Origin of the sequence: Paraburkholderia sp. SIMBA_027 (assembly GCF_046535315.1) — a bacterium.
GTDB lineage: Bacteria > Pseudomonadota > Gammaproteobacteria > Burkholderiales > Burkholderiaceae > Paraburkholderia > Paraburkholderia tropica.
Window position 1 is genome coordinate 138,612 of sequence record NZ_JAWRWY010000020.1, and the last position, 18,764, is coordinate 157,375.

13 protein-coding genes and 4 tRNA genes are annotated in these 18,764 nt (G+C 60.7%); all 17 read right to left on the minus strand.

Features of this window, described 5'->3' with window-relative positions; all coding sequences use genetic code 11:
- Nucleotides 1–106: 106 nt before the first annotated feature.
- Nucleotides 107–577: a 30S ribosomal protein S7 gene (gene rpsG / locus SB764_RS31745; protein WP_006053291.1), complete on the minus strand. Its 471-nt coding sequence runs from the start codon at nucleotides 575–577 to the stop codon at nucleotides 107–109.
- A gap of 184 nt (nucleotides 578–761) precedes the next feature.
- A complete protein-coding gene (rpsL, locus tag SB764_RS31750) occupies nucleotides 762–1,142 on the minus strand; it encodes a 30S ribosomal protein S12 (protein WP_027821136.1) in 381 nt (126 codons plus the stop codon).
- Between the two features lie 462 nt (nucleotides 1,143–1,604).
- Nucleotides 1,605–3,452, minus strand: coding sequence for a DNA helicase RecQ (gene recQ, locus SB764_RS31755; protein WP_410865927.1), 1,848 nt, complete (start codon nucleotides 3,450–3,452; stop codon nucleotides 1,605–1,607).
- Nucleotides 3,453–3,781: 329 nt separating this feature from the next.
- On the minus strand, nucleotides 3,782–4,105 hold the full coding sequence (locus SB764_RS31760) for a hypothetical protein (RefSeq protein ID WP_074987828.1): 324 nt from the start codon (nucleotides 4,103–4,105) through the stop codon (nucleotides 3,782–3,784).
- A 340-nt stretch (nucleotides 4,106–4,445) separates the two neighbouring features.
- A complete protein-coding gene (rpoC, locus tag SB764_RS31765; protein WP_074987829.1) occupies nucleotides 4,446–8,696 on the minus strand; it encodes a DNA-directed RNA polymerase subunit beta' in 4,251 nt (1,416 codons plus the stop codon).
- Between the two features lie 21 nt (nucleotides 8,697–8,717).
- Nucleotides 8,718–12,824, minus strand: a complete 4,107-nt coding sequence (gene rpoB, locus SB764_RS31770) for a DNA-directed RNA polymerase subunit beta (protein WP_074987830.1) — start codon at nucleotides 12,822–12,824, stop codon at nucleotides 8,718–8,720.
- 381 nt (nucleotides 12,825–13,205) lie between these two features.
- Nucleotides 13,206–13,580 (minus strand): 50S ribosomal protein L7/L12, encoded by a 375-nt coding sequence (gene rplL, locus SB764_RS31775; protein WP_027821097.1) that lies wholly within the window; start codon nucleotides 13,578–13,580, stop codon nucleotides 13,206–13,208.
- 78 nt (nucleotides 13,581–13,658) lie between these two features.
- Nucleotides 13,659–14,156 (minus strand): 50S ribosomal protein L10, encoded by a 498-nt coding sequence (rplJ, locus tag SB764_RS31780; RefSeq protein WP_035534644.1) that lies wholly within the window; start codon nucleotides 14,154–14,156, stop codon nucleotides 13,659–13,661.
- A gap of 347 nt (nucleotides 14,157–14,503) precedes the next feature.
- Complete coding sequence (gene rplA / locus SB764_RS31785; RefSeq protein WP_074987832.1) at nucleotides 14,504–15,199, minus strand: 50S ribosomal protein L1; 696 nt, start codon at nucleotides 15,197–15,199, stop codon at nucleotides 14,504–14,506.
- Nucleotides 15,200–15,631, minus strand: a complete 432-nt coding sequence (gene rplK / locus SB764_RS31790) for a 50S ribosomal protein L11 (RefSeq protein WP_074987833.1) — start codon at nucleotides 15,629–15,631, stop codon at nucleotides 15,200–15,202.
- A gap of 182 nt (nucleotides 15,632–15,813) precedes the next feature.
- Complete coding sequence (gene nusG / locus SB764_RS31795; protein WP_027821101.1) at nucleotides 15,814–16,371, minus strand: transcription termination/antitermination protein NusG; 558 nt, start codon at nucleotides 16,369–16,371, stop codon at nucleotides 15,814–15,816.
- Between the two features lies 1 nt (nucleotide 16,372).
- Nucleotides 16,373–16,753 (minus strand): preprotein translocase subunit SecE, encoded by a 381-nt coding sequence (gene secE, locus SB764_RS31800; protein ID WP_028222169.1) that lies wholly within the window; start codon nucleotides 16,751–16,753, stop codon nucleotides 16,373–16,375.
- A gap of 37 nt (nucleotides 16,754–16,790) precedes the next feature.
- A tRNA-Trp gene (locus SB764_RS31805) sits at nucleotides 16,791–16,866 on the minus strand.
- 68 nt (nucleotides 16,867–16,934) lie between these two features.
- Complete coding sequence (gene tuf / locus SB764_RS31810) at nucleotides 16,935–18,125, minus strand: elongation factor Tu (RefSeq protein ID WP_011350666.1); 1,191 nt, start codon at nucleotides 18,123–18,125, stop codon at nucleotides 16,935–16,937.
- Between the two features lie 110 nt (nucleotides 18,126–18,235).
- A tRNA-Thr gene (locus SB764_RS31815) sits at nucleotides 18,236–18,310 on the minus strand.
- 32 nt (nucleotides 18,311–18,342) lie between these two features.
- A tRNA-Gly gene (locus SB764_RS31820) sits at nucleotides 18,343–18,416 on the minus strand.
- Nucleotides 18,417–18,467: 51 nt separating this feature from the next.
- Nucleotides 18,468–18,553: transfer RNA gene (locus SB764_RS31825), tRNA-Tyr, on the minus strand.
- Nucleotides 18,554–18,764 lie beyond the last annotated feature (211 nt).

Here is an 18,764-nt window from a genome sequence, read left to right on the forward strand (position 1 = left end):
GGGTCGATCCCAACGCGCCTGAACACAAACGGGCGAGGCGCTAGATAAGCGCACCCGCCCGGAATTTTTTTCCGCTCTTTGAGCAAACCCCGGTAGGGGCTTTCTCTTAGAAGCGGAAGTGCGAGAACGCCTTGTTCGCTTCTGCCATCCGGTGAACTTCGTCGCGCTTCTTCATCGCGCCGCCACGGCCTTCGGCCGCTTCGGAGAGTTCACCTGCCAGACGCAGGGCCATCGACTTCTCGCTGCGCTTCTTCGCGGCTTCACGCAGCCAACGCATCGCCAATGCCATACGACGCGAGGGGCGCACTTCGACCGGAACCTGATAGTTCGCACCACCAACGCGGCGGCTCTTCACTTCCACCACCGGCTTCACGTTGTTGAGCGCGACAGTGAACACTTCCAGCGGGTCCTTGCCACCCTTGGTCTGGATCTGTTCGAAAGCGCCGTACACGATACGCTCGGCAACCGACTTCTTGCCGGAGAGCATCAGCACGTTCATGAACTTGGCTACATCAACGTTGCCGAACTTCGGATCCGGCAACACTTCCCGCTTGGGGACTTCGCGACGACGCGGCATGTTTCTTCCTTTAACTTTTCAGTTGAAGCGTGGATGGAACCCTACGCTCCGCGGCCACCAACTAACCCGATTCATCTCACGACTTACCAGCCTGGTCGGGTGACCACTTACTCGACAGCACCGGCCAATCCGGCACCTGTCGCTTTTATCGCCAGCGCTCTGGAGCGCAGACGACACTTGACTCTTACTTCGCAGCCTTCGCGCGCTTCGCGCCGTACTTCGAGCGAGCCTGCTTACGATCCTTGACGCCCTGGGTATCCAGCGAGCCGCGAACCATGTGGTAACGCACACCCGGCAAGTCCTTCACACGGCCGCCGCGGATCAGCACAACCGAGTGTTCCTGCAGGTTGTGGCCTTCACCACCGATGTACGAAATGACTTCGAAGCCGTTCGTCAGACGAACCTTGGCAACTTTACGAAGTGCCGAGTTCGGCTTCTTCGGCGTCGTCGTGTACACACGCGTGCACACGCCGCGACGCTGAGGGCAGTCCTGCAGGGCCGGCGACTTGCTCTTCGTGACTTCCGAAGTGCGGCCTTTGCGAACCAGTTGATTGATGGTTGGCATTGTTTATTCCTGAAATTGAACAAAATCGATGCGTTTATTTCCGGGCAAAGCGGAAAACCACGCATCTAAACTCCTACGAGAATTCCGGCCCTGAAAACCGCCGCCTGCGACGCATGCACCTGGAGCGCACTCCACCGTGCTTCCACGCCGAATTAGTCAACGAATTAGTCAAACTAACTGACGTGCGCAGACAACCCAAGAACCGGAACCCAGCATGATATTCCGAAAACACCAAGCAAGTCAACGGCTTGCGGTATTTCGGAGCACGGAAGAAGTGTGTGGCGTGTTGCGGTGCGACGAGGATAAAACGCGTGCTCACCGGTAAATTGCAGCGCTGGAGGAAGCGGAAAAGGCGCATGGCCAATTACGGCGCGGCTCGGACGGACCAGGACGCAAATACGACCGGTGCGCTCACAGTGCAAAGGCTTCGCACCAGTCGTGAGCCCGGCGCCAGCGAGCCGCTTACTCGTCGCCGACGACCTCGACGAGTTCCTCGCCAAAGCGCTCGAGTTTGCGCGCGCCGATGCCCGGAATATCGCGCAGATCGTCGACCGATTCGGGACCGTTGCGGGCGATTTCCGCCAGCGTGGCGTCGTGGAAGATCACGTAGGCGGGCACGCCCTCGCTCTTGGCCGTATCGGTGCGCCACAGGCGCAAGCGCTCCCAGCGCGCGCGCTGACGCGGGCTCATGCCCACGGTCGGATCGGCGCGCTCGCTGGTGCGGCTCGACGACATACGTGTGCGCGTGGGCTTCACATAGCGGCGCATCGTGACGTGCTGCTCGCCCTTGAGCACCGCCTTGCTCGCCTCCGTCAGCACGAGCGCGCCGAAGCCCTCGTGATCGACGGTCAGATAGCCGAACGCCACCAGCTGACGGAAGATGCCGCGCCACTCGGCCTCGGACAGCGCCGCGCCAATGCCGAAGGTCGAGATCTTCTCGTGGCCGCGCTGCATGATCTTCTCGTTGCGGTTGCCGCGCAGAATGTCGATCAGGTGACCCGCGCCGAAATTGAAGCCGCTCGCGCGCTGGGCGCGGAACACACACGAAAGCGCCATTTGCGCCTCGCGCGTGGCGTCCCAGGTGGCGGGCGGCTCGATGCAGGTGTCACAGTTGCCGCAGGGCTTGCTCTCCTCACCGAAGTACGCAAGCAGACGCACGCGGCGACAGGTGGCCGTTTCGCACAGGCCGAGCAGCGCGTCGAGCTTGCCCGTCTGCACGCGCTTGTGCTGCTCGTCGGCGTCGGACTCGTCGATCATCTTGCGCTGCTGCACGACGTCGCCAAGGCCATAAGCCATCCAGGCATTGGCCGCCAGCCCGTCGCGGCCCGCGCGGCCGGTTTCCTGGTAATAGCCTTCCACGCTCTTGGGCAAGTCCAGATGCGCGACAAAGCGCACGTCCGGCTTGTCGATACCCATGCCGAACGCGATGGTCGCGCACATCACCACACCCTCTTCGCGCTGGAACAGCTCCTGATGCTTCTGGCGCACCTCGAATTCCATGCCGGCGTGATACGGCAGCGCGCGCACGCCCTGCCCCTTCAGCCACTCCGCGGTTTCCTCGACCTTGCGGCGCGACAGGCAATAGACCACGCCCGCGTCGGTCGTGCCGTCGGCGCGCGTGTGCTCCGCGCGGATGAAATCGAGCAGTTGCGTGCGCGCGTTGTCCTTTTCGACGATGCGGTAGCGGATGTTCGGCCGGTCGAAGCTCGACACGAACACGCGCGCGTCGTCGAGCGCGAGGCGGTGCATGATCTCGTCGCGCGTGATCGCGTCGGCGGTGGCCGTGAGCGCGATGCGCGGCACGTTCGGGAAGCGCTCGTGCAGGACCGAAAGCTGGATGTACTCGGGGCGGAAATCGTGCCCCCATTGCGACACGCAGTGCGCCTCGTCGATCGCGAACAGGCCGATGCGCGTGCGTTCGAGCAGCTCGAGAAAGCGCGACGTCATCAGACGCTCGGGCGCCACGTAGAGCAGATCGAGGTCGCCTTCGCGCAGCGCGCGCTCGGTGGCGGCCGCCTCGGCGCCGGTGAGCGTCGAATTCAGATACGCCGCGCGCACGCCGACTTCGGTCAGCGCGGCCACCTGGTCCTGCATCAGCGCGATCAGCGGCGAGACCACGATGCCGGCGCCGAGCCCGGCCTCGTGGCGCACCAGCGCCGGAATCTGATAGCAGAGCGACTTGCCGCCGCCCGTGGGCATGAGCACCAGCGAATCGCCGCCGCCCGCGACATGCTCGACGATCTCGGCTTGTTGCCCTCTAAAGACGGGATAACCGAAGACTTCGTTGAGAATTTCGAGCGAACGGGACATGAAGGCGGCGACGTAAGGAGGAGGCGTGAAGCGGAGGCGGTGGACCGGATTTTACCAACCCGGACGCGCCTTGACCGCCGCAACCGTGAAGATTGGCCATCAGGCCAGGAATCCGTCACGAATCCAGCGGCAAAAAGCGAAGGGAAAACGGGGAAGAACTGCGCAGAACCGCGCGAAGACAACGCGAGCAATAGACGACAAATACGCGACTGAAACGCGCGTGCGCGCGGTGCGCACGCTGTCTGCGAATCAGCGAACCAGCGAATCAATGAATCAGCGACGCGGCGAGCGCGGAGAACCCGCGCCCGCGGCAAGCGAAGCGCGCGGACTCAGGCGCGCTTCTGCGCGACGCGCAGCGCGCCGACGATCGTCACGATGGCCGCGACCACCGACAGCATCACGAGCGCGCCAAAGGGCAGTTGCACGAAACTGCCGACCACGAGCAGCAGCGAGCCGAGCACGAGCAGCACCGCGCCCATTTTCACCTTGCGCGCCAGCTGCATGATGTAACCGATGATCAGGAATGCCCACATCACGAGGAAAGTCGCGAAGAACATGGCGGCCTCCTGGTTTCCGACGTGATGCAGCAGATGCGAAAAGTCGGCGATGCACGCCACCAGATTCAGGATGAGACCGACACCAACGACCCACATGATTACCGCCTCCAGATTCAGAAAATTGCTGCCGGCGCGCCGCGAAAGTTCGTACGCCGACAGACTTGGCGCGCTACGTTAGCACGCGCCGCAGACACGCGCAGCGACCGCGCCAGCGGTGCGGCGCGGGGTCGCACATGCGGCGGCCCGGCAATGCCTCGCCGCGTCGCGCGCAAGCCGTGCGCGCAACCCGCGCATGCAATACCAGGCACTACGAACCGCTTCGCCCGCCAGCCCGAGAAAAACCCATAAAAAAAGCCGTCTGGCGTGAACCAGACGGCTTTTTGGGGTGCGCATGGCGCACGAGCGGAGCATCGGGCGGCTTGCGCCGCCCTTCTGCTTACTCGTCCGTCGTATGCGGCTGTTCCGGCACTTCGGCAGCCGGGGTTTCCGGTGCGCCGAAGTCGAACGCTTCTTCCGCTGCGATCTGGTCGAAACGCTCGCGATCCGACGATTCCTTCGCACGGCGCGCCTTGTGGAACGCGAGACCCGTACCGGCCGGAATCAGACGGCCGACGATCACGTTCTCCTTCAGGCCACGCAGATCGTCGCGCTTGCCCATGATCGCCGCTTCGGTCAGCACGCGGGTCGTTTCCTGGAACGATGCCGCCGAGATGAACGAGTCGGTCGAGAGCGATGCCTTCGTGATACCGAGCAGCACGTTCTCGTACGTCGCCGGACGCTTGTCTTCCGCGATCATCTTGTCGTTCTCGTCGAGCATGTCCGAACGCTCGACTTGTTCGCCAGGGATGAAACGCGTATCGCCGTTGTCGGTGATCTGAACACGACGGAGCATCTGACGCACGATCACTTCGATGTGCTTGTCGTTGATCTTCACGCCCTGCAGACGGTACACGTCCTGCACTTCGTCCACGATGTAACGCGACAGCGCTTCGATACCCTGCAGACGCAGGATGTCGTGCGGATCGGCCGGGCCGTCCACGATCATTTCGCCCTTGTTGACGACCTGTGCATCGTGAACCAGAACCTGCTTTTCCTTCGCGATCAGGAACTCGTGCTGATTGCCTTCGAGGTCCGTGATAACGAGACGCTGCTTGCCCTTCGTGTCCTTACCGAACGACGTCGTACCCGTGACTTCCGCCAGGATACCTGCGTCCTTCGGCGAACGTGCTTCGAACAGTTCCGCCACACGCGGCAGACCACCGGTAATGTCACGCGTCTTCTGCGCTTCAGTCGGGATACGTGCGAGCACTTCACCGACCTGCACTTGCTGACCGTCCTTCACCGTGATCAGAGCGCCGACCTGGAAGCCGATCTGCACCGAATGCTCGGTGTTCGGGATCTTGACTTCGTCGCCGTTCGCGTCGAGCAGCTTGACCTGCGGACGCACGCTCTTCGAAGCCTGCGAACCGCGGCGCTTCACGTCGATCACGACGAGGGTCGACAGACCCGTCACATCGTCGATCTGCTTCGCAACCGTCACGCCTTCTTCGACGTTTTCGAACTTCACCGTACCACCGTACTCGGTGATGATCGGGCGCGTCAGCGGATCCCACGTTGCGAGCTGCGTGCCGGCCTTGATCGCGTCGCCGTCGAGTTGCAGCAGCGTCGCGCCGTACGGCACCTTGTGACGCTCGCGCTCGCGGCCGTGATCGTCGGCGATGATGGCTTCGCCCGAGCGCGAAATGACGATCTGCTCGCCCTTCGCGTTCGTGACGTAACGCATCGTCGCCGTGAAGCGGACCGTACCGTTCGACTTGGCTTCAACCGACGAGGCCACTGCTGCACGCGATGCCGCACCACCGATGTGGAACGTACGCATCGTGAGCTGCGTGCCCGGTTCGCCGATCGACTGTGCTGCGATCACGCCGACGGCTTCGCCGACGTTCACGCGCGAGCCACGACCCAGGTCGCGGCCGTAGCACGAAGCGCACAGACCGTAACGCGTTTCGCAGGTCAGCGGGGTGCGTACGCGCACTTCGTCGATGCCGAGGCTTTCGATCGTTTCGACTGCGTCTTCGTCGAGCAGGTCGCCCGAAGCGTAGATCGTTTCCTGGGTTTCAGGATTGACGACGTCCGCCACCGCAACGCGGCCGAGAATACGGTCGCGCAGCGCTTCGACGACTTCACCGCCTTCCACGAGTGCCTTCATCGCCACGCCGTTCGACGTGCCGCAATCTTCCTCGACGACCACGAGATCCTGCGTCACGTCGACGAGACGACGCGTCAGGTAACCCGAGTTCGCGGTCTTCAGTGCCGTATCAGCCAGACCCTTACGTGCACCGTGGGTCGAGATGAAGTACTGCAACACGTTCAGACCTTCGCGGAAGTTCGCGGTAATCGGCGTTTCGATAATCGAGCCGTCCGGCTTCGCCATCAGGCCGCGCATACCCGCCAGCTGGCGAATCTGGGTTGCGGAACCCCGCGCGCCCGAGTCGGCCATCATGTAGATCGAGTTGAACGATTCCTGACGCGTTTCCTTGCCGTCACGGTCGACCACCGGTTCCGTCGCGAGCTGCTCCATCATCGCCTTGCCGACCGCTTCCGACGTGTTCGACCAGATGTCGACCACGTTGTTGTAGCGTTCCTGCGCGGTGACGAGACCCGACATGTACTGACGGTCGTATTCCTTCACCTTCTTCGCGGCTTCGCCGACGATGGTTTCCTTCTGCGGCGGCACGAGCATGTCGTCCACGCAGATCGAAATACCGGCGCGCGTTGCCAGGCGGAAACCCGACTGCATCAGCTGGTCGGCGAAGATCACCGTTTCACGCAGACCGCACTTGCGGAACGCGGTGTTGATCAGACGCGAGATTTCCTTCTTCTTCAGCGGCTTGTTCAGCACCGAGAACGGCAGACCCGGCGGCAGGATTTCCGACAGGATCGAACGGCCAACCGTCGTCGCGTACAGCGAGATCTTCGGCACGAATGCCGGTGCGCCTTCCGACTTGTCCTCGTTGTGGACCATTTCGGTAATACGCACGTTCACGCGCGACGCCAGCTCGACTTCCTTGTTCTCGTACGCGCGGAGGACTTCCGACACGCCCGTGAACGTCATGCCTTCGCCCTTGCCGTTGATCGCTTCACGCGTGGCGTAGTACAGGCCCAGCACGATATCCTGCGACGGCACGATCGACGGATCGCCGTTGGCCGGGAACAGGACGTTGTTCGACGCCAGCATCAGCGTGCGCGCTTCCATCTGCGCTTCGAGCGACAGCGGCACGTGAACAGCCATCTGGTCACCGTCGAAGTCGGCGTTGAACGCCGCGCAAACGAGCGGGTGGAGCTGGATTGCCTTACCTTCGATCAGCACCGGCTCGAAAGCCTGAATGCCAAGACGGTGAAGCGTCGGTGCACGGTTCAGCATGACCGGATGTTCGCGGATCACCTCTTCGAGGATGTCCCACACCACCGGCGTCTGGTTCTCGACTTCCTTCTTCGCAGCCTTGATGGTCGTCGCGACGCCCATCGTTTCCAGCTTGTTGAAGATGAACGGCTTGAACAGTTCGAGCGCCATCAGCTTCGGCAGACCGCACTGGTGAAGCTTGAGCGTCGGACCCACCACGATGACCGAACGGCCCGAGTAGTCGACGCGCTTACCCAGCAGGTTCTGACGGAAGCGACCGCCCTTACCCTTGATCATGTCGGCGAGCGACTTCAGCGGACGCTTGTTCGCGCCCGTCATCGCCTTGCCGCGACGGCCGTTATCGAGCAGCGAGTCAACCGCTTCCTGGAGCATCCGCTTTTCGTTGCGGACGATGATCTCCGGCGCCTTCAGCTCGAGCAGACGCTTCAGACGGTTGTTACGGTTGATGACGCGGCGATACAGGTCGTTCAGGTCCGAAGTGGCGAAGCGGCCACCGTCCAGCGGCACCAGCGGACGCAGTTCGGGCGGCAGCACCGGCAGCACTTCGAGCACCATCCATTCGGGCTTGATGCCCGAACGCTGGAAAGCCTCGAGCACCTTCAGGCGCTTCGCGTACTTCTTGATCTTCGCTTCCGAGCCGGTGTTCTTCAGCTCGGTGCGCAGCGTTTCGACCTGTTCGTCGATGTTGATCGCACGCAGCAGTTCGCGCACGCCTTCCGCACCCATCTCGGCGCGGAATTCGTCACCGTACTCTTCGACCTTATTGTAGTAATCCTCTTCGGTCATGATCTGACGCGCCTTCAGCGGCGTCATGCCCGGTTCGATCACCACATAGGCTTCGAAGTACAGCACGCGTTCGATGTCGCGCAGCGTCATGTCGAGCACCATGCCCAGACGCGACGGCAGCGACTTCAGGAACCAGATGTGCGCGACCGGCGAGGCCAGTTCGATATGGCCCATGCGTTCGCGACGCACCTTCGCCAGCGTGACTTCAACGCCGCACTTCTCGCAGATCACGCCACGGTGCTTCAGGCGCTTGTACTTGCCGCACAGGCACTCGTAGTCCTTGATCGGCCCGAAGATCTTCGCGCAGAACAGACCATCGCGTTCCGGCTTGAACGTACGGTAATTGATGGTCTCCGGCTTCTTCACTTCACCGAACGACCACGAGCGGATCTTGTCCGGCGAGGCCAGACCGATCTTGATCGCGTCAAAAACTTCTTCTTGTTGGACTTGCTTGAATAGATCGAGCAGAGCTTTCATTGCCTTCTCTCCGTAGTCCGATTAGTTGCGGTCGAGGTCGATGTCGATACCGAGCGAACGGATTTCCTTCACCAGCACATTGAAGGATTCCGGCATGCCTGCATCGATCACGTGGTCGCCCTTGACGAGGTTTTCGTACACCTTCGTCCGGCCGTTCACGTCGTCCGACTTCACCGTCAACATTTCTTGCAGCACGTACGAAGCGCCATACGCTTCGAGCGCCCACACTTCCATTTCACCGAAGCGCTGGCCACCGAACTGCGCCTTACCACCCAGCGGCTGCTGCGTGACGAGCGAGTACGGCCCCGTCGAACGCGCGTGCATCTTGTCGTCGACAAGGTGGTGCAGCTTCAGGTAGTGCATGTAACCCACGGTCACGGTGCGCTCGAACATCTCGCCCGTGCGGCCGTCGTACAGACGCACCTGGTTCTTCGACGGCGTCATGCCGAGGTTCGCGGCGATGTCGTCCGGGTAAGCCAGATCGAGCATCTTGCCCATTTCCTCTTCGGTCGCACCGTCGAACACCGGCGTTGCGAACGGCACGCCTTCGCGCAGGTTCTTCGCGAGTTCGAAGATTTCGTCGTCGCTGAAGCTGTCGAGGTCTTCCTTGTGGCCCGATTCGTTGTAGATCTTCGTGAGGAACTCACGCAGCTCTGCAATCTTGGTCTGACGCGCAAGCATTTCGCCAATACGCCAGCCCAGACCCTTCGCGGCCCAACCGAGGTGCACTTCGAGAACCTGACCCACGTTCATCCGCGACGGAACGCCCAGCGGGTTCAGCACGACGTCGGCCGGACGGCCATCGGCCATGTACGGCATGTCTTCGATCGGCACGATCTTCGACACGACACCCTTGTTACCGTGGCGGCCTGCCATCTTGTCGCCAGGCTGCAGACGACGCTTGACGGCGAGGTACACCTTGACCATCTTCAGCACGCCCGGCGGCAGTTCGTCGCCTTGCGTGAGCTTCTTGCGCTTCTCTTCGAACGCCAGATCGAACTGGTGACGCTTTTCTTCGATCGAGTTCTTGATCGCTTCGAGCTGCGCCGCTGCTTCTTCGTCCGCGAGGCGGATGTCGAACCAGTGGTAGTGGTCGAGGTCGCTCAGGTAAGCCTGATCGATCTTCGTACCCTTCGCGAGCTTCTTCGGACCGCCGTTCGCGACCTTGCCCTCGAGCATGCGCGCGAGACGCTGGAACGCGTCGCCTTCCACGATACGCAGCTGGTCGTTCAGGTCGAGGCGATAACGCTTCAGTTCATCGTCGATGATCTGTTGCGCGCGCTTGTCGCGCGTGATGCCTTCGCGCGTGAACACCTGCACGTCGATGACCGTGCCGCTCATGCCCGACGGCACGCGCAGCGACGTGTCCTTTACGTCCGAAGCCTTCTCGCCGAAGATCGCGCGCAGCAGCTTTTCTTCCGGCGTGAGCTGGGTTTCGCCCTTCGGCGTGACCTTGCCCACGAGCACGTCGCCCGCTTCGACTTCCGCGCCGATGTACACGATGCCCGACTCGTCGAGACGGCCAAGCTGCACTTCCGCGAGGTTCGAAATGTCGCGCGTGATTTCTTCCGGTCCGAGCTTCGTGTCGCGTGCAACGACATTCAGTTCTTCGATGTGGATCGACGTGTAACGGTCGTCCGCAACCACCTTCTCCGAGATCAGAATCGAGTCTTCGAAGTTGTAGCCGTTCCACGGCATGAACGCGATCAGCATGTTCTGACCGAGCGCGAGCTCGCCCAGATCGGTCGACGCGCCGTCAGCCAGCACGTCGCCACGCGACACCCAGTCGCCCATCTTCACGATCGGACGCTGGTTGATGTTCGTGTTCTGGTTCGAACGCGTGTACTTGATCAGGTTGTAAATGTCCACGCCGACTTCACCGGCGACGGCTTCATCGTCGTTCACGCGAATCACGATACGGCCCGCGTCGACGTAATCCACCACGCCGCCACGCAGCGCCTGAACCGTCGTACCCGAGTCGACCGCAACCGTACGCTCGATACCCGTACCGACGACCGGCTTTTCCGGACGCAGGCAAGGCACGGCCTGACGCTGCATGTTCGAACCCATCAGTGCGCGGTTCGCGTCGTCGTGCTCGAGGAACGGAATCAGCGAAGCAGCCACCGAGACGATCTGCGACGGCGCCACGTCCATGTACTGGATGCGGTCCGGCGTGACCATCAGCGTTTCGCCCGCTTCACGCGACGAGACGAGTTCGTCGGTCAGCGTGCCGTCGTCGGCCACTGCCGCGTTCGCCTGAGCGATCACGTAACGGCCTTCTTCGATTGCCGACAGGTAGTCGATCTGGTCGGTCACCTTGCTGTCCACGACCTTGCGATACGGCGTTTCGAGGAAGCCGTATTCGTTCAGGTGCGCGTACAGAGCGAGCGAGTTGATCAGACCAATGTTCGGACCTTCCGGCGTCTCAATCGGACACACGCGGCCGTAGTGGGTCGGGTGCACGTCGCGGACTTCAAAGCCAGCGCGCTCGCGCGTCAGACCGCCCGGGCCAAGTGCCGACACGCGGCGCTTGTGGGTGATTTCCGACAGTGGGTTGGTCTGGTCCATGAACTGCGACAGCTGCGACGAACCGAAGAACTCGCGAATCGCCGACGAAATCGGCTTCGAGTTGATCAGGTCGTGCGGCATCAGGTTTTCGCTTTCGGCCTGGCCGAGGCGTTCCTTGACTGCACGTTCGACACGCACGAGACCGGCGCGGAACTGGTTTTCCGCCAGTTCGCCGACGCAACGCACGCGACGGTTGCCCAAGTGGTCGATGTCGTCCACTTCGCCCTTGCCGTTGCGCAGCTCGACGAGGATCTTGATCGTCGCGAGGATGTCGTCGTCCTGCAGCGTCATCGGGCCGACGATTTCGTCACGGCCCACGCGGCGGTTGAACTTCATACGACCCACCTTCGAGAGGTCGTACGCTTCTTCGCTGTAGAACAGGCGGTTGAACAGGGCCTCGACCGCTTCTTCGGTCGGCGGCTCGCCCGGACGCATCATGCGGTAGATCGCGATGCGCGCGGCCGTCTTGTCGGCGGTTTCGTCGATACGCAGCGTCGACGAGATGTACGGACCCTGATCCAGATCGTTCGTGTAGAGCGTCTGGATGTCCTTGATCTTCGCTTCGCGCAGCTTGTCGAGCACACCTTCGGTGATTTCGTCGTTCGCGTTCGCGATCACTTCGCCCGTGTCGCCGTCGACGACGTTCTTCGCCAGAACGCGGCCGAGCAGATAGTCTTCGGGGACCGAAATGTAGGTGGTCTTGGCGCTTTCGAGGTCGCGAATGTGCTTCGCGTTGATGCGCTTGTCCTTCTGGACGATGACCTTGCCTTCGCGATCCGAAATGTCGAAGCGCGCGACTTCACCACGCAGACGCTCCGGCACGAACTCCATCTGCGCGCCTTCCGGCATCAGCGTGAAGTTGTCGAACACGAAGAAGTTCGCGAGGATCTGTTCCGGCGTGAGGCCGATGGCCTTCAGCAGGATCGTGACCGGCATCTTGCGGCGGCGGTCGACACGGAAGTACAGCACGTCCTTCGGGTCGAACTCGAAATCGAGCCACGAACCACGGTAAGGAATGATACGAGCGGAGAACAGCAGTTTGCCCGAGCTGTGCGTCTTGCCCTTGTCGTGTTCGAAGAACACGCCAGGCGAACGGTGCAGCTGCGAGACGATCACACGCTCGGTGCCGTTGATGACGAACGAACCGGTCGGCGTCATGAGCGGAATTTCGCCCATGTACACTTCCTGCTCCTTCACTTCCTTGACGACCGGCTTGCTCGGCGATTCCTTGTCGAGCAGAACGAGACGTACCTTGGCGCGCAGCGCCGAGCAGTACGTCAGACCGCGCTGCTGGCATTCCTTGATGTTGAATGCCGGCGGCGACAGCATGTAGCTGACGAACTCTAGACGAGCAAAGCCGTTATGGGAAACAATAGGAAAAACAGACGAAAACGCTGCTTGCAGACCTTCCGACTTGCGCTGTGCGCTCGCCGTTTCTGCTTGCAGGAACGTGCTGAATGATTCAAGCTGGGTAGCCAGCAGGAAAGGAACTTGGTGAACGATGGGGCGTTTCGCGAAACTCTTGCGAATACGCTTCTTCTCGGTGAAGGAATATTGCATACGATCTCCGAATCACGGCGGGTAGGACGACCCGAGTGTTCACCGACTGAGACCCGATGGCTTCGCGAGCCTTGGAAGCTTGGTGGTTGGCCTCTACCAACCGCTGGCTGACGGCAGCGGATTTGGGCTTGTCATAACTTACCCGCTGCCCGACCAAACTTGCCTTCTGCAGTCGCTTCAGAAGACAAAGAGAAGCGTCGTGCGTCTGGATGTCCTTCATGCCGTTCTGGCACTCACCCTGAACAAGACGTTTTTCTTTGGCTTCTGGGTCCCGCATCCTGCCTCCGACTCCTGAAAATCGAACACAAAAACGCAGTCCCCACAAAGCACAAAAAGGCCGGCGGTGTAAAAACCGCCAGCCTTCGCACAGCGCGCTGAAACTTACTTGATTTCAGCCTTCGCGCCGGCTTCTTCCAGCTTCTTCTTCGCTTCTTCAGCAGCAGCCTTGGGCACCGCTTCCTTCACGGGCTTCGGTGCACCGTCGACCAGGTCCTTCGCTTCCTTCAGGCCGAGACCCGTCAGTTCACGAACGGCCTTAATGACCGAAACCTTGTTCGCGCCTGCTTCGAGCAGGTTGACCGTGAATTCGGTCTGCTCTTCAGCAGCAGCAGCTGCGCCGCCGCCTGCCGGGCCAGCGACTGCCACAGCAGCTGCCGACACGCCAAACTTCTCTTCGAATGCCTTGACCAGTTCGTTCAGTTCGAGAACCGACATCGAGCCAACGGCTTCGAGGATGTCTTCTTTTGCGATTGCCATTTGAAATTACTCCAGATTTGAATTCGGAAACAGCTAGCGATCTTCGCTCGCTCTTGCTTGTTCGTCTGCTGCTTGAACTTAAGCAGCTTCTGCTTGCTTCTTCTCTGCCAGCGCGGCGAGTGCACGCGCGAAGCCGGAGACAGGAGCTTGCATAACGAACAGCAGCTTCGAGAGCAGTTCTTCGCGGCTCGGGATGTTGGCCAGCGCTTGCACGCCTGCCACGTCCATCACCTTGCCTTCGTAGGAACCAGCCTTGATGACCAACTTGTCATTGCTCTTTGCGAAGTCGTTCACGACCTTCGCTGCAGCAATGGCATCTTCCGAGATGCCGTAGATCAGGGGGCCAGTCATCTGCTCTGCCAGCGGAGCAAACGGGGTACCTTCGACAGCGCGACGCGCCAGCGTGTTCTTCAACACGCGCAGGTACACCTGCTGCTCACGCGCTTTCGCGCGCAGCTTGGTCAGATCGCCAACCGCGATTCCACGATACTCGGCCAACACCATGGTCTGAGCCTTCGCGACTTGCGCGGAGACTTCAGCCACGACGGCCTGCTTACCTTCTTTGTTCAGTGGCACGGTTAACCTCCAGATTCGACACCCAACGCGATTGCGCCAGATGCCGCGTTCAACAACGGCGACCGACCAGTCCGGAGTAAATCAGTTTGCATCTTCAGGCGTTTCCACCTGGTTCAGCTCACATCAGCACTTCAAAACTTTTTCGGGTTCGCCATCTGCGTTGGCTTTGCATTAAGGAAGCACCCAACGACTGCACTTCCGCCAACGGTCTTTGACAACCGGTTGTGCCGCGCGGACTGCCGCTGCACAACCGCCCAAAGCCCTTTAAATCCGCACTGCGATCTGGGTAGCAAGCTACGTTCCAGACTTCAGCGCGGCAAAACTTGTTGCGACGCTTACCGCGGCGATCAGGCTGCCAGCGACGACTGGTCGACGCGAACGCCAACACCCATCGTGCTCGAAACAGCGATCTTGCGCAGGTACACGCCCTTGCTCGTTGCCGGCTTGGCCTTCGTCAGCGCTTCGAGGAGCGCGTCGAGGTTGCTGCGCAGCGCGGTCGGCTCGAACGAAGCACGGCCGATGGTCGCGTGGATGATACCGGCCTTGTCGACACGGAATTGCACCTGACCAGCCTTCGCGTTCTTGACCGCGGTGGCGACGTCCGGCGTAACCGTACCGACCTTCGGGTTCGGCATCAGGCCGCGCGGGCCGAGGATCTGACCCAGCGTACCGACGATACGCATCGTGTCCGGCGAAGCGATCACGATGTCGAAGTTCAGGTTGCCGCCCTTGATCTGCTCGGCGAGGTCTTCCATGCCGACGATTTCCGCGCCAGCTGCCTTAGCCTGCTCAGCCTTCTCACCTTGCGCGAACACAGCAACGCGAACCGACTTGCCGGTACCTGCGGGCAGAACGACCGAACCACGAACGACCTGGTCCGACTTCTTCGCATCGATGCCGAGCTGGACTGCGACGTCGATCGACTCGTCGAACTTCGCCGTTGCGCATTCCTTCACGAGCGACAGTGCGTCGACGATTGCGTATTGCTTCTGGCGATCGATCTTGGCGGCCAGAGCCTTTTGACGCTTCGAAATCTTAGCCATTTACACGCCCTCCACGACGATGCCCATCGAGCGGGCGCTACCAGCGATCGTGCGGACCGCTGCATCCATATCGGCTGCCGTGAGGTCCGGCATCTTGGTCTTGGCGATTTCTTCGGCTTGTGCGCGCGTGATCGTAGCGACCTTGTCGGTGTGCGGCTTGGCCGAACCCTTGTCGACCTTCGCTGCCTTCTTGATCAGAACCGTAGCCGGCGGCGTCTTCAGGACGAACGTAAAGCTCTTGTCCGCGAACGCGGTGATCACGACCGGAATCGGCAGACCCGGTTCCAGAGCTTGAGTCTGCGCGTTGAACGCCTTGCAGAACTCCATGATGTTCAGGCCGCGCTGGCCCAGTGCCGGACCGACCGGCGGCGACGGGTTGGCTTTACCTGCAGGAATCTGCAGCTTGATAAAGCCGATGATTTTCTTTGCCATGTTGAAAACCTCTTTGGAACGCGTGAGCGTTCGGGTGAGTGGTAGCGCGCTGTCACCCAATCTTCGCTGTACCAAACATCTTCCACAGCCGACTGGACTACTGGCGCTCCTCTACGGCCATGACGCGGACCGTAAGCGCGGAAAAACGGACCGCACCAAAGATGCGATCCGTCGTATTCGATTTACAGCTTTTCGACCTGGCCGAATTCGAGTTCGACTGGTGTGGCGCGGCCAAAAATGGTGACGGAGACCCGGACGCGCGATTTTTCGTAGTTGACTTCTTCGACGCTGCCGTTGAAGTCCGTGAACGGACCTTCCTTCACGCGGACCATCTCGCCGACTTCGAACAGGGTCTTGGGGCGCGGCTTCTCAACGCCTTCCTGCATCTGCGACATGATCTTTTCGACTTCGCGCGGCGAAATCGGACTCGGGCGATTACGCGCCCCGCCGACAAAACCCGTCACCTTTGCCGTGTTCTTCACGAGGTGCCACGTTTCGTCCGTCATTTCCATTTCGACCAGGACGTAGCCCGGGAAGAAACGACGTTCGGTCACTGATTTGTGACCACCCTTCACCTCGACGACTTCTTCAGTCGGGACGAGGATCTGGCCAAACTTGTCTTGCATGCCGGCACGATCGATGCGCTCTTGAAGCGCACGTTGCACGCTCTTCTCCATGCCGGAGTAGGCGTGCACCACATACCAACGTTTTCCGCTCGGGGATGCCGGTGTATCGCTCATATCATTTCCAACCCAGAATCGCCGAGAAAATCACCCATTCGATGGATTTGTCGCAAACCCACAGAAAGATGGCCATTACCAGCACAAAACCGAAGACCACCAACGTCGTTTGCGTGGCCTCTTTACGAGTCGGCCAGACGACCTTGCGAACTTCTTTGTACGAGTCTTTGGCAAACGCGATGAAGCTCTTGCCGGGCGCCGAGAGAAGACCGACTACCACCCCCGCGATCACGCCAACTGCAAGCGCTGCACCGCGGACATACCACTCCTGGCTACCGAGCCAGTAGAACCCTACGAACCCGGCCACAACCAACAATACACCTGCTGCAAGCATCAGCTTGTCGCTGGAAGTATTTACAGTTTCGACGGAAGGATTCGCCATAACACCTTAAAGAACAACGCGCCGTAGCGCGTAAAGTTGGCAGGGGCAGAGGGAATCGAACCCCCAACCTTCGGTTTTGGAGACCGACGCTCTGCCAGTTGAGCTATACCCCTAAACCATTTGGGGTGATGGTAACCACCACCCCGAAACCACCTAGTCGATCAACGAGACTGGCAAAAACTTACTCGATGATCTTCGCGACGACGCCGGCGCCGACGGTACGGCCACCTTCGCGGATTGCGAAGCGCAGACCTTCTTCCATCGCGATCGGAGCGATCAGCTTCACCGTGATCGACACGTTGTCGCCCGGCATGACCATTTCCTTGTCCTTCGGCAGCTCGATCGAGCCCGTCACGTCCGTCGTACGGAAGTAGAACTGCGGACGGTAGTTGTTGAAGAACGGCGTGTGACGGCCGCCTTCGTCCTTGCTCAGCACGTACACTTCAGCCGTGAAGTGCGTGTGCGGCGTGATCGAACCCGGCTTGGCCAGAACCTGGCCGCGCTCGACGTCTTCACGCTTCGTGCCGCGCAGCAGGATACCGACGTTGTCGCCTGCCTGACCTTGATCGAGCAGCTTGCGGAACATTTCCACGCCCGTGCAGGTCGTCTTCACCGTCGGCTTGATACCGACGATTTCGATTTCTTCGCCGACCTTGACGATGCCGCGCTCAACGCGACCCGTCACCACCGTGCCACGACCCGAGATCGAGAACACGTCTTCCACCGGCATCAGGAAGGCGCCGTCAACTGCGCGCTCCGGCGTCGGGATGTACGTGTCCAGCGCGTCGGCCAGGCTCATGATCGCCACTTCACCCAGCTCGCCCGTGTCGCCTTCCAGCGCCAGCTTGGCCGAACCCTTGACGATCGGCGTGTCGTCGCCCGGGAAGTCGTACTTCGACAGAAGCTCGCGCACTTCCATTTCGACCAGCTCGAGCAGCTCGGCGTCGTCGACCATGTCGCACTTGTTCAGGAAGACGATGATGTACGGAACGCCAACCTGACGTGCCAGCAGGATGTGCTCACGCGTTTGCGGCATCGGGCCGTCAGCAGCCGAGCAAACCAGGATCGCGCCGTCCATCTGTGCCGCGCCCGTGATCATGTTCTTCACGTAGTCAGCGTGGCCCGGGCAGTCGACGTGTGCGTAGTGGCGGTTAGCCGTTTCGTACTCGACGTGCGCGGTGTTGATGGTAATACCACGTGCCTTTTCTTCCGGTGCCGCGTCGATCTGGTCGTACGCCTTGGCTTCGCCACCGAACTTCTTGGTCAGAACCGTCGTGATAGCTGCCGTCAGCGTGGTCTTGCCGTGGTCAACGTGACCGATCGTGCCCACGTTCACGTGCGGCTTGGTCCGCTCAAACTTACCCTTGGCCATTTTCGACTCCTAAGAGGATTTTTCCGTACGTTGCGCGGGGCGCGCAAACAATCACTGGGTTGCTGCTGCCTGCTCGATGCGAGGCCTCTGGAGGCCTGCTAGATACCGGCTGGTGCCCATGGGCAGGATCGAACTGCCGACCTCTCCCTTACCAAGGGAGTGCTCTACCACTGAGCCACATGGGCAAAAACTGCTCTAAACTGCTTTATTGCGTCGCTGGAGCGGGTGAAGGGAATCGAACCCTCGTCGTAAGCTTGGAAGGCTTCTGCTCTACCATTGAGCTACACCCGCGAAGTTTTTCCGACTACTGCCGATTCCCGACACTTAACTTCAGCTGAATTCTGGTGGAGGAGGTTGGATTCGAACCAACGTAGGCGTAAGCCAACAGATTTACAGTCTGCCCCCTTTAGCCACTCGGGCACCCCTCCGTAGAGAACTGATGATTATGGGGTAAGTTCCGAATCGTGTCAAGCACTTTGTTCGGCGCCGAACCCACAACGCTCTCACTTATAGGGAGAGCGGAAAAGCAAAAACCCCGGCTTTTTAGGGCCGGGGTTTCGCAATAAGAAGCCTGACGATTACCTACTTTCACACGGGCAATCCGCACTATCATCGGCGTAGAGTCGTTTCACGGTCCTG